The organism is Petralouisia sp., from assembly GCF_056822245.1.
Genome location: NZ_JBQIOP010000038.1, coordinates 1 through 11,817, shown reverse-complemented (window position 1 = coordinate 11,817; position 11,817 = coordinate 1). Strand labels below are relative to the sequence as shown.

The 11,817-nt window shown below is 46.3% G+C and carries 10 protein-coding genes and 1 tRNA gene; 9 read left to right on the top strand and 2 right to left on the bottom strand.

The genetic code is table 11. The features are described 5' to 3' along the window. Positions 1-48: 48 nt before the first annotated feature. Positions 49-122 (bottom strand) — tRNA-Arg (locus ACTO17_RS14315). Positions 123-298: 176 nt separating this feature from the next. Here ACTO17_RS14315 and ACTO17_RS14310 point away from each other — a divergent pair. Both ACTO17_RS14310 and ACTO17_RS14305 read left to right on the top strand, forming a co-directional pair. Further along, positions 299-772, top strand: a complete 474-nt coding sequence (locus ACTO17_RS14310; protein WP_482558408.1) for a DUF1700 domain-containing protein — start codon at positions 299-301, stop codon at positions 770-772. Positions 773-792: 20 nt separating this feature from the next. Beyond that, positions 793-3,069 carry a cyclic nucleotide-binding domain-containing protein gene (locus tag ACTO17_RS14305; RefSeq protein ID WP_482558407.1) on the top strand — a complete coding sequence of 759 codons (2,277 nt, stop codon included), beginning with the start codon at positions 793-795 and terminating at the stop codon, positions 3,067-3,069. Between the two features lie 174 nt (positions 3,070-3,243). Here ACTO17_RS14305 and ACTO17_RS14300 read toward each other — a convergent pair whose 3' ends face one another. Then, positions 3,244-5,076: a hypothetical protein gene (locus ACTO17_RS14300; protein WP_482558406.1), complete on the bottom strand. Its 1,833-nt coding sequence runs from the start codon at positions 5,074-5,076 to the stop codon at positions 3,244-3,246. Between the two features lie 449 nt (positions 5,077-5,525). Here ACTO17_RS14300 and ACTO17_RS14295 point away from each other — a divergent pair, with 449 nt between their 5' ends. The 7 genes from ACTO17_RS14295 to ACTO17_RS14265 all read left to right on the top strand — a co-directional run bounded on the left by ACTO17_RS14295 (position 5,526) and on the right by ACTO17_RS14265 (position 11,492). Continuing rightward, entirely contained in the window at positions 5,526-5,717 is a 192-nt protein-coding gene (locus ACTO17_RS14295) for a hypothetical protein (RefSeq protein WP_172538862.1), read from the top strand. Between the two features lie 108 nt (positions 5,718-5,825). Then, positions 5,826-6,137, top strand: a complete 312-nt coding sequence (locus ACTO17_RS14290; protein ID WP_482558405.1) for a rhodanese-like domain-containing protein — start codon at positions 5,826-5,828, stop codon at positions 6,135-6,137. A gap of 176 nt (positions 6,138-6,313) precedes the next feature. After that, a complete protein-coding gene (locus ACTO17_RS14285; RefSeq protein ID WP_482558404.1) occupies positions 6,314-7,495 on the top strand; it encodes a THUMP domain-containing class I SAM-dependent RNA methyltransferase in 1,182 nt (393 codons plus the stop codon). Next, positions 7,492-9,201 carry a lectin like domain-containing protein gene (locus ACTO17_RS14280; RefSeq protein WP_482558403.1) on the top strand — a complete coding sequence of 570 codons (1,710 nt, stop codon included), beginning with the start codon at positions 7,492-7,494 and terminating at the stop codon, positions 9,199-9,201. Before ACTO17_RS14285 ends, ACTO17_RS14280 begins: the two co-directional genes overlap by 4 nt. A 60-nt stretch (positions 9,202-9,261) precedes the next feature. Next, positions 9,262-10,290, top strand: coding sequence for an N-acetylmuramoyl-L-alanine amidase (locus ACTO17_RS14275; RefSeq protein WP_482558402.1), 1,029 nt, complete (start codon positions 9,262-9,264; stop codon positions 10,288-10,290). Positions 10,291-10,399: 109 nt separating this feature from the next. After that, positions 10,400-10,999 carry an XTP/dITP diphosphatase gene (locus tag ACTO17_RS14270; RefSeq protein WP_482558401.1) on the top strand — a complete coding sequence of 200 codons (600 nt, stop codon included), beginning with the start codon at positions 10,400-10,402 and terminating at the stop codon, positions 10,997-10,999. A 10-nt stretch (positions 11,000-11,009) separates the two neighbouring features. Then, positions 11,010-11,492 carry a metallophosphoesterase family protein gene (locus ACTO17_RS14265; RefSeq protein WP_482558400.1) on the top strand — a complete coding sequence of 161 codons (483 nt, stop codon included), beginning with the start codon at positions 11,010-11,012 and terminating at the stop codon, positions 11,490-11,492. Positions 11,493-11,817: the final 325 nt, after the last annotated feature.

Here is an 11,817-nt window from a genome sequence, read left to right as displayed (position 1 = left end):
CATAATCATATATTGAAAAATCTATCATCTCCGACAGCCCTCTGTCTACGTGCGTGAGAAGATTCGAACTCCCGACACCTTGGTCCGTAGCCAAGTGCTCTATCCAGCTGAGCTACACACACATAACAAATGTTCGCTTGGAACGTCTATAATCTTACTCCAGTTTCCGGGATTTGTCAATAGATTTTTTGAAAAAAATTTGGGAAATGTGATGAAAAAATGAGCATAGTGTGATAGAATAACAGATAGTTGGAAAAATACTGGATTAAACAGAAAGCACACAGGTAGGAGAACGTTCATGACGAAAAAGGAATTTTTACATGAATTGCAGATTGCGCTGCAGGGGGAGATGGATCAGGCGGCAGTCAATGAGAATCTGAGATTTTATGATAATTATATTATGGAAGAGTCCAGAAAAGGAAAGAGTGAAGCAGAAGTAACGGCTCAGCTTGGCAATCCCAGGCTGATTGCCAAGACCTTGATAGATACCTCGGATAAGCCGGGAGCTTCTGGAAGGCAGTACTATTCGGAGGATTACAGCTCCGCAGGCCAGGACAGAGGATTCCGTGCAGATTATTCTCAGCAGAATGGCTGGGATGTGCGTTTCGGCAGATTTAAGCTGAACAGCTGGTATGGAAAATTACTGCTGATATTGATTGCAGTTCTGCTGATTGTGATTGTAGCAAATGTGGTGGCTTTTCTGCTGCCGGTTATGGTGCCGATTATATTGATTTGGCTGCTGTATTCACTGTTTTTGGGGAATAGACGATAGATTGGACACAGGAGGATGCCATGGAAACAGTAAAAGTAAGTAAAGGAAGACATTTTTTGAAAAAAGGAGACAGGCTGAAGGGGCTGTTTGTTATTTTGCAGGGCAATGTTCGGGTGATTACGGAGAATGATGAATTCCGTATGAACGCAGGGAGTATTGTCGGCCTGCCGGAGAGCCTTTCTGACAGCTATGTGTGCGAGTATGTGGCAGAAACCGATTGTATGCTTTATGCATTTCCCTACCGGACAGTAGAAGATTATAAGAAGATATTTGCGGAAGATGAGAAATATGTGGCGGTATTTGCCATGGGAGCGGTTCACCAGGCAGATATGATGATACGCCGGTATGATACATTTTACAGGAAAGCCAGAGAGTTTCACCGTTTTCTCTCGGAGAGCTTCGGAGACTATCAAAAGCTGTGCGGGGCTCTTGGGATGCCCAAAAAACAGGTGGCTGGACTGAATACCCTGGCCCCTGTTGATATAAAAGAGCCAATTCAGTCCTGGGTGGGCGCATATTATGAGCGGATGTCCGCTCTGCCCCTGGCCGCGTTGGATCAGCAGTTGGCGAGGGATTATGTGATTGGCACGGGAGCCATTTCCAATGCGGTTTTCTGGATGAAAAAATCCATGGAACAGGTGGGAGTGATAAAAAATTATCTGAGAGAACGTAAAGATCTCCTGTTGTCGGGGACTCCGGAAAATCTGTTCCGCATGTATTTTGAACTGGCAAAAAAAGCGGCTTACACCGGAGCGGATATCAGCACGGTGCAGCAGAGAATTGCAGAATTAATAGAATTTGCAAGAAAAATCGGTTTTTACCCGGAACAATTGCTGCGCGCGCAGCTGACAGAGTATGAAAATTATGATTTTACCGTTACGGCCCAGGCAGAAAGCGGCAGTCAGGAAGAGGAAGAAATTGCAGAGCCTTATGAAGAAGGAATTGATTATCTGACAGAAATTTTGGAATATTCCAGCTGGCAGGAGGAGAAGGCCCAGAGCTTCCGGGCTTCTCTTCAGGAATACAAGAACCTGCCGGATATGCTTGCCACTACAGATGATGTGCGCAGGCTCCGCCGGAAAATTACCGATGATTTTTATGCAATCTATGAATTGTGCTTTTTCCATTCGCTGAAGGGGGATTATATGCCCACTTCCGTGAAAATGTTTTTGAACTTCGGCTTTATGGATGAAGAGCTGGCAGGCAAGGAGAATACCCGCAGTCTCTTTGAGGCGGCAGGCCATATGAGACGCTGCAAGGCAGGCAATGTATATACTATATATGAGTGGCTGCTCAGTATTTACCGGGGAGAAAATGAACCTTCCAGGAATGAATTTGACATGGATTACACCGGCTACCTGAATGAGCAGAAAAAGACCGGCAAGATTACGGCGGCTCAGGTGCCTGTTCTGGCAAAAGACAATCAGGAAAAGTTAAAGTTCGAGATGCAGAATATGTTTGTCTCCACCAACCGCGCCACCTACGGAAAGATTTCCACATTCTGCCCTATTTTGTATAAAGACGATATTATCGGATCGGTGGACCACATGCTGATAACGGCGGAGAAGGCCAATGAAGCCTTAGACGAGATCCGAAAGATTGACTTCTCTTTGTTTTACCGTGAAGTGGGCTTCTCAGATCCGGAGCATGAAGTCAATATGGAAATGATTCAGAAGGAAGTGATTCCTTATATTATCCTGATGCCCAATGCGGGAAGCAAGGCAATGATGTGGCAGGAAACGGCCGGAATCAAGAAGGATACCCAGGCCAGATTTATTTTCCCCATACTTACGGTAACGGATGTGGGAGATCTGATGGTAGAAGTATGCGGCCGGTTCCGCTGGGAAATGTGCCGGAAGATTCAGGGCGTTCGTTGGAACGATATCACGGAGGCTTCTTTGACTTCCGAGTACAATGACTATATCCAGTACTACCGGAAGAACCACGATTTGTCTGCAGACGCCAAGGAGAAAGTGAAGAACGCCCTTTATAAATCCAAGAATAACTACCGTGAAGTATTTGTAAAAGATTACCAGAGCTGGATTCGCTATGAGTCCAAAGGCAGCTTCCGCCTGAATAAAGTATCCAGAGATATTATTTTCCGTTACTGTCCGTTTAATAAAGCCATCCGGACAGAATTGAAAGTAAATCCCATGTACCGGGAAATGTTCGAAAAATATGAAATATTAAAAGATCGGAAAGCCCGTCATATGCTGCTGTGGTATGACCGGTATCAGAAGAAGGGCGGTACGATTACGGAGGAGCTGCAGGTAAATAAAGATTTTTATGATTTGTAAAGATGTGTTAGGAATATGGACGGCCCTTCAAAACCGCCCTTCCCCACACAAATCGGGCAGCGTTTTGGCAGTTAGTTTGCCGAAACGTTACCCAGTTTGCGTGCGGAAAGGGCCCGCCTGTATTTTCGTCCGTATCCAAAAATAAAAAGTTAGCCCAATATCTCCCCCAAAGCTCTACCACACATCCTCTTCTGCCTCAGAATCCAAAATCACAGTGATTCCCTCTGCCAGATTCCCGCCCTGGGAAATGGAGTTCTCTCCGCACCAGACGGTTTCCAGATTGGAAAGTTTTTCGAGAGGCCGCAGGTCTGTAACATAATTGTCTGTAATATCCAGTTTTTTCAGCAAAGGAAGATTCCCGGCAAATGTGACGTCTGTCAGCTGGTTTCCCTGGGTGTACAGTTCTTCCAGGTTGGGGAATTTTCCCAGAAAATCCATATGCTCTGCCAGACTGACTTCATCGTAGTCCAGATAAGTGAAGGCGCCGTCATAATCTGCGGAAATGTTTTCCAATACCTTCAGACGGCTCATGTATAGTCTTTTCAGGTTTGGATTTTCCGGCATGGCTGCAAAGTCCAGGCCAAAGCTGCAGTCGTTGATGTTCAATTCCTCCAGAGCCGGAATTCCGAAAATGTATTCCACAGTTCCATAGAGGGATAAAGACTGCAGATCCAGTGATTTCAGGCTTCCCATCTGTGCTAAAACCGTTAGATCCGCAATATCGCCGTAAATACTCTTTAAGGTTAAGTTTTCCAGACTGGTTAAGCCGGAGAGAACCGGATAGTCGGAACAGTCGCTTCCGGAAATACTTAAAGACTGAAGCTGCGGGAGGGCTGACAGAAAAGAGATGCTGTCAGCGCCTCTGACAGAAAGGCTTTTTAACTGGCTCCAATGTTCCGGACTGGGCATGGACGCCCCGGTTGCCAGCTCCAGTTCCAGATGCTCCAGTCCGGCAAGGCCTGAGAGGACGCTGTAGTCGGAGATGCTGCTGTTATCTTTCAGGCACAGGCGGATAAGGCCGGTGAGCCCTTCCATGGGAGTAAGCTCCAGTACAGCGGAGTCTTCAATGGCGAGGTCTTTCAGATTGGCCATATTCTGCAAAAAAGAGATATCTTTCAGTCCTTCTGAAAAAATAGCCAGACGTTCTAATTCTGTCAGGGAATGGAGCACGCCGAAATCTGTAATTTCATCACCGTTTTCAATGGTAAGGTCTTTTAAATGTTTCAGGGAGCTTAAAGCGCCGATGTCTGAAAGGTCAGAGTCCTTCAGGTACAGTTGTTCCAGATTTTCAAAAGCGTCAATGCCGGTTACTGTGTCCAGGCTGTAACAGCCGAGAGAAATAATCTGTCTGGGATTCTGGATGATCCCGGCCAGTTCCTCCGGTGAATTGGAGGTCCAGACTTGGGTCAGCGCATTTAATCCTTCCAGATCGTTGGCATTCAGATTGGCATGCTCCAGATTCAGGCGTTTTAATCCGGTGAAACACTGCAGATCACTGTAGCAGACAGACAGGCCGGAGGGAAGTTCCGCCCGTTTCAGCGGGCCGTCTTTCATGGCATATTCCGCCACGCTGCAGCCGTTTTCCCAGAAAATATGTAAATCCGTAAGCTGTGCAAATTGTTCCGGCGTAACTTTTTCCCAGGGGGCGCCGTATAGTTTCCTGGCAAGGGCGTCAAAGAATTCAGAAACAGCCCGCTCCGATGTTTCCGGCTCAGAGGCCTGTTCTGCAATGGGGGCGGGAGAGTGGCTGCGGCTTAAGGAAAGTTTATTTACCTGGCGGACGGCCATCAATCCTGCCATGCCCAAAAAGATACATGCAAGGGTCAAAAGATGTGCAGATTTTTTCGGTTTGGGCTGAGGTGTCTGATAGATGTTTGTAATATGCTCCGGCTGGCCTGTGTCAATTAAAAATTCTGCTTTGCAATGACTGCATTTTGCTGTTTTGTCCCCTGTTTTCTGCAGTTCTCCGCCGCAGTTGGGGCATTCCATTTCCACAAACTGAATCATAACGTTACTCCTTTTCCTTGAGAATTGCAATATGACTTTTCCTGTTCCGCCTGTTTTTGGGGAAAACGTACAGCTGTTTCGCCAGCGGCGGATGCAGAGAAGGTAAACATATTTTACATTTTTTAAAGGATAAAGTCAAATTATGGTTAAAGTTAACGTGAAGGTGAGAATAAGGTTTGGTGATAGTTTCATACAAAATAGAAGAGACCAGCGGGGGAGCCACTGGTCTCTTCATGAGGGGAGTATAAATAATTAATAAGGGGTATAACTTAGTAAGAAAAATTTCAGAAGGTGAAATCCTCCTTACAAATGCTATTATAGTACAGCTTGTCAGAAAAAGCAAGAGGTAAATGAAAAAAATTAAAAAAATTTTGAATTGAATTTCTGCATAAAATAAGATGCTTTATCAGATACTATGAAAGCAGTAAAGAATTAGGAGGAAAATTAAAATGGCAAAAAACAGCAATATGCAGAACAAGAGCACAAACGCAAGCAACGAAGCTGGAAATATGAAGAATGCAACTTCTCAGAACAGCACAAAGAATGCATATTCCCAGAACAGCGCAAAAAATTCTTCTCAGAATAAGGCCGGCAACAAGGCAAGCAATGAAAGCAGCCAAAACTGCCATAATTCCTATTAAGGGTAATTGACAAAAAGACGAAAACTGCATAATATAATAATGTAGAAACAGATTACCGGAAAGTGATTTCCGGTAATCTGTTTTATACTCTGTTTAAGGGGTGAGATTATGGAGTTTCAGACAATTGGCATCCGGGAATTTAATGAATACCGGAAACGTCCCGATGCCTGGGTGATAGATTTGCGCAGCAAAGAGGAATTTGAAGATATTCATGTGGAGGGAGCCAGAAATATACCCTATGAAGAACTGGAAATGTTTCGGAAATATCTGCCCAAGGATAAACTGTACCTTTTATACTGTGACAGAGGCGCCAGCAGCCTGATGGCGGCAAAAGAACTGAGCCGGGAGGGCTACCGGACAGCCACGCTGGTTGGCGGCATGAATACGATTGCTGCAGTAAAGCCGAAAACGGAGCTGTGACATACGGCCCTGCAAAAACGATAAAAATGATTGACAGCCGGAAGGTGAGAAGATAATATATTCTTAGAACCTTCCGGCTGTTGCTGTGGAATTTACACGGCAGGGACGGCCCTTGGGCCCGCCAGAGCATTTTCCAAATATGTTCTTAATTTTTACGGAAGGGATAGGAGACAGAAATGAAAACATTTGAATTGATTGCGCCCTGCCATTTTGGCCTGGAGGCAGTTTTAAAAAGAGAGATATATGATTTGGGATACGAAATTATCCAGGTAGAGGATGGAAGAGTGACCTTCGAGGGAGATGAAGAGGCCGTCTGCCGCGCCAATATTTTCCTGCGCACCGCAGAGCGGGTGCTGCTGAAAGCTGGGCAGTTTCACGCGGAAACATTTGAAGAACTGTTCCAGGGAATCAAGAATATTCCCTGGGAAGATTACATACCGAAGGACGGAAGATTCTGGGTTGCCAAGGCGTCCTCCATAAAGAGCAGGTTATTCAGCCCTTCCGATATACAGTCTGTCGTAAAAAAGGCAATGGTGGAACGGATGAAGGGAAAATACCATATGGAATGGTTCCCGGAATCCGGCCCGGAGTATCCGCTGCGCCTATTTTTAATGAAAGATGAAGTGACGGTGGGAATTGACACTTCCGGGGATTCCCTGCACAAAAGGGGATACCGGCTGATGACCAGCAAAGCGCCTGTGACGGAGACGCTGGCTGCGGCATTGATTTTGCTGACCCCCTGGAAAAAAGACCGGATTCTGGTGGACCCTTTCTGCGGAAGCGGAACGTTTCCCATAGAGGCAGCTATGATGGCGGCTGACATTGCCCCTGGAATGAAGCGGGAATTTATGGCAGAGAAATGGGGAAATCTCATAGAACGCAAATTATGGTATGAGGGCGTGGAGGAAGCAGAGGACTTAATCCAGCGGGATATCACAGTGGATATCCAGGGATACGATATTGACAAAGAAGTGGTGAAAGCGGCCAGGGACAATGCCCGGCGGGCCGGTGTAGATCATCTGATTCACTTTCAGCAGCGGCCGGTCAGTCAGCTGAACCATCCGAAGAAATACGGATTTGTCATCTGCAATCCGCCTTACGGGGAGCGGCTGGAAGAAAAAGAAGCCCTGCCCGGCCTTTACGGGGAACTGGGAGAGGCCATCCGGCGGCTTGACTGCTGGTCTGCCTATCTGCTGACCGGTTATGAGGACGCGGAAAAATATATCGGGAGAAAAGCAGACAAAAACCGAAAGATTTACAATGGAATGCTGAAAACATATTTCTACCAGTTTCAGGGGCCCAAACCGCCGAAACGGAACCGGCAGACAGAACACAGAGAGGAAGAGGCAGACAGTTGAGGCAGTGGGGAAAATACATAATCATGGCCGTAATCCTTATGCTTGCAGTGGTTTTTAAATTTGCCGGCCCAAGCGGGAAAAGCGAAAAGGTGGAGCGTTTCCGCGGGGCGAGACTGGAAGCGGAAATCTGGAATCCCATGATTGCAGAAAGCATCAATAAGCAGACGCTGACGCTGCTTGTGGATAACCGGGAACTGACCAATAAAGAGCACGGGATTTTTATGGATCAGCAGCTGAATCTTATGATCCCTCTTTCTGCTCTGGGAGACAGCTTTCACTGCAGCGCTCATCTGTATGAGAAACAAAAACTGGTGCTTGAGAAACGTTCCGACGTCATCGCCTTTCAACTGGAAGAGGATAAGGTTCGGGTGAACGGCAAAAAGGAAAAAATTGCATCGCCTATGACCTATATTGACGGAGAATACTATGTAGCGGCGAAAACAGTGGCGGAGAAACTGGATTTTAATTACAACTGGGACATTGAGAAAAATCAGGCCATAGCCGTGGACGCAGCAAAGGACAGCAAAATCCTGCCCCTGCAGTATGATCTGCGGGACAGACAGCGGGCGCCTAAGATTAAGAATCAGGGGCCCTTCGGAACGTGTTGGGCTTTTGCGGCGCTTTCTGCCATGGAGTCTGCGTTGCTGCCGGAGGAGGAATGGGAGCTTTCTCCGGATCATATGACCCTTCAGAATGGTTTTGTGCGCAGGCAGGCGGAAGGCGGGGAATATACCATGGGAATGGCTTACCTTGCCGCCTGGCAGGGGCCGGTCAATGAGAAAGACGACCCTTATGGAGACGGCGTTTCTGAAAAAGGGCTGAAGCCGGTAAAGCATGTGCAGGAGATTCAGCTTTTAGACGGCAAAGATTTTGAAAAGATCAAGGAGTCTGTGTTTTTGTACGGAGGAGTACAGACGGCTATTTACAGTGCATTGGAAAACGCCAACGCCCATTCTCCTTACTATAACAGCAAAACGTATGCCTATTGCTATGCAGGGGCAGAAAAGCCCAATCATGAAATTATGATTATCGGTTGGGATGATACATTTCCCAAAGAAAATTTCAACCTGGAGGTGGAGGATGACGGGGCTTTTCTGTGTCAGAACAGCTGGGGAGAAGAATTTGGGGATCAGGGCGTGTTTTACGTTTCCTATTATGACGTAAATATCGGAAGCCACGGCGTCATTTACACCGGAATTGAAGAAACGGATAATTATGATCAGATTTATCAGTCGGATTTGTGCGGCTGGGTGGGACAGCTGGGATATAATAAGGAAAGCGTTTACGGCGCCAATGTATACACGGCCCGGTCAGCGGAAACGCTGCAGGCGGCAGGATTTTACGCTACCGGCAAAGAGACGTCTTATGAACTGTATGTGGTAAATCATTTTGAAAATACAGATTCACTGACAGAACGGGTGAAGGTGGCCAGCGGAGTTCTGGCAAATCCCGGTTTTTATACGATAAAATTTGAAAAAGAATGCCAGGTGGAGAAGGGGGAAAAATTTGCAGTGGTGCTGCGGGTTACAACTCCGGGCTCCGTCCATCCTCTGGCAATTGAATATGCGGCCGATGAAATGACGGCAGGTGTGGATTTGTCCGACGGACAGGGCTATATCAGCTCCGGAGGCAAAAAATGGGAAAGCGCGGAAGATAAGCAGGACTGTAATTTGTGCCTGAAGGTGTATACAAGGAATAACCCATAAGAACTTTGATAAAATGTAAATGGGTCAGTAAAACAGGACAAAAGAGGCGGTACAGAATATATGGAAGAAAAGATACTGAAGCTGTCGTCGGCGGTTTTCACCCTGATGATCGCAGGCGCAGTGGTGATATTGGGGCAATTTTCCGTGGTGAATAAAAGAGAAGCCAAACGGGAGCAGATGTCGGAGCTTCAGATGCTTGCTTATTATACGGAGCAGGCGGAGGAGGAAGAGGACATTGCATTCCGTCAGCAGCTCCGCTTAGAGCTTCCGGCGGGGATGACAAAAGACAAGATTGTCATTGAAAATGATTACGTAAAACAGCTGATCACCATTCGGATTCCAGATGTGGGGAAAGATTATTTCCGGGAGCATCCTCTGTTGGGCAGAAGCGATTACATCAACGATCTGTATATGGAAAACGGCGTGATTGAGATTACCATGGACGCTGTTTATGAGGTGAAAACTGCAGTAAAAAAAGGATTTCTGTATGTGAATTTTCTTACCCCCAGGCAGGTGTATGATAAGGTAATTGTGATTGACGCCGGCCATGGCGGAGGCGCGCCGGGCGCTATTAAACAGGGAATTATGGAAAAAGACATTAACCTGTCTATTGTGTTGGAGCTGAAAAAGCTTCTGGATGAAAATGACCGGGACATCGGCGTATATTATACCAGAACAGAGGACAGCAATCCCACCTTTGAACAGCGGGCGCAGCTTGGAGGGAAAGTGGGCGCGAATTTTTTCATCAGCGTTCACAGCAATTCCACCACAGATGGACAGATGTCCGATTACAACGGCACGGAAGTGATGTATGACGAGGAAAAGGACAGTGAAGGACTCAGCAGCAAACATCTTGCCCAGATCTGCCTGGAGGAAATCACAGGCTCCATGGCCAGTAAAAATAACGGGCTGACCCATGGCAACGGGATTTATATTATCCGGAACAGCCAGGTTCCGGCGGCTTTGATTGAAGTGGGATTTATGACTAATCAGGAGGAGCTGAATAAGCTGAATTCTCCCGAATATCAGAAGCTTGCAGCCCAGGGAATTTATAACGCTATTTTGCGGGCGTTGGACGAAGGATATTAAAGAGAAGGAATAAAAGCCAGGCAGTTTTTCCTGAAATCATTGGATTATTGCCGTTTACCGGGAATCACAGAAAACATACAGAATAGAATAACAGGAAGGAAGCAGTGAGATGGACAGAATTATATTTGCTACGGGAAATCAGGATAAGATGAGAGAAATCCGGGAGATTTTGTCAGAGCCCGGCATGGAAATCCTCTCCATGAAGGAAGCGGGAATAGAACTGGATATTGTGGAGGATGGAACTTCCTTTGAAGAAAATGCCATGATCAAAGCCTCCGCCCTTGCAAAAAGCATTCAGGAGAAGCATACGGCAGTAATGGCTGACGATTCCGGTCTGGAGATTGATTATCTGAATAAGGAGCCGGGCGTTTACTCGGCAAGATATATGGGAGAGGATACTTCCTATGAGATTAAGAACCAGAAGCTTATAAAGCGTCTGGAAGGGGTGCCCAAAGAGCAGCGGACGGCAAGGTTTGTCTGCGCCATTGCAGCAGTTTTTCCGGATGGAACTTCCTGTGTGACCAGGGGAACCATAGAGGGCTATATCGGATGGGAGCCTGCGGGAGAAAACGGCTTCGGCTATGATCCTATATTTTATGTAGAGGAATATCAGTGTTCCACGGCTCAGCTTCCTCCGGAACAGAAAAACCAGCTGAGCCATCGGGGAAAAGCGCTTCGTGCCATGAGAGAGAAATTAGCAGGCAGATAAGGGATGAGTTATGAAAATATTGATTGTAAGCGATACACATAAGAAGCATGAGGGTTTAAAAAAGATTCTGAGGCGGGAAAGGGAAATTGACCTGATGATCCATTTGGGGGATTCGGAAGGGTATGAGGATTATCTGGCGGAACTGGCAGGATGCCCCATGGAAATTGTTTCGGGAAATAATGACTTTTTTTCTGATCTGGATCGGGAAAAAGTGCTGCAGATTGGAAAGTATAAGGTTCTGATTACCCACGGACACTATTACTATGTCTCCATGGGAGTGGAAGATCTGAAGAAAGAAGCTTTAGGGCGGGGCATGGATATTGTGATGTTCGGGCATACCCACCGTCCGCTCTTAGATTACAGCAGGGGAATCGTTACCTTAAATCCCGGAAGTGTTTCTTATCCCAGGCAGGAGGGGCATTGTCCCTCCTATGCAGTGATGGAGCTTGATGAGAAAGGAGAGGCGCATTTCAGCATTAAATATCTGCAGTGACGGCGGCCTTTAGAGGGCGGAAAAATATTAATAGAAAAGGTGAATTGAAAAAGTAAATTCCACTTTGTAAGATTAAATTCCGCTTTGAAAAAGTAAATTCAATAGGAATACAGAAAAATAGAGATTTCATATAGAAAATACCCGAAATCAGAGTTAAAATACAAATAAAAGCTGTGGTTTTGGGTATTTTATTGCATGCCGAGCGGAAGTCGAATTTATGGTTAATTTTTCGGATAAAGTAAATTCCACCTCTGGGGAGATTCTGCGATGATGGCTGCAATAGATTCCTGCCCAGCTTTTTGATTATGTTTTAGAGTTTATTTTA

Bases quoted from the DNA above. Each gene is read 5' to 3' on its own strand.
- ACTO17_RS14270 (WP_482558401.1), top strand. From the start codon at position 10,400: ATGGACAGAATTATATTTGCTACGGGAAATCAGGATAAGATGAGAGAA.
- ACTO17_RS14300 (WP_482558406.1), bottom strand. From the start codon at position 5,076: ATGATTCAGTTTGTGGAAATGGAATGCCCCAACTGCGGCGGAGAACTG.
- ACTO17_RS14285 (WP_482558404.1), top strand. From the start codon at position 6,314: ATGAAAACATTTGAATTGATTGCGCCCTGCCATTTTGGCCTGGAGGCA.
- ACTO17_RS14295 (WP_172538862.1), top strand. From the start codon at position 5,526: ATGGCAAAAAACAGCAATATGCAGAACAAGAGCACAAACGCAAGCAAC.
- ACTO17_RS14275 (WP_482558402.1), top strand. From the start codon at position 9,262: ATGGAAGAAAAGATACTGAAGCTGTCGTCGGCGGTTTTCACCCTGATG.
- ACTO17_RS14310 (WP_482558408.1), top strand. From the start codon at position 299: ATGACGAAAAAGGAATTTTTACATGAATTGCAGATTGCGCTGCAGGGG.
- ACTO17_RS14265 (WP_482558400.1), top strand. From the start codon at position 11,010: ATGAAAATATTGATTGTAAGCGATACACATAAGAAGCATGAGGGTTTA.
- ACTO17_RS14290 (WP_482558405.1), top strand. From the start codon at position 5,826: ATGGAGTTTCAGACAATTGGCATCCGGGAATTTAATGAATACCGGAAA.
- ACTO17_RS14305 (WP_482558407.1), top strand. From the start codon at position 793: ATGGAAACAGTAAAAGTAAGTAAAGGAAGACATTTTTTGAAAAAAGGA.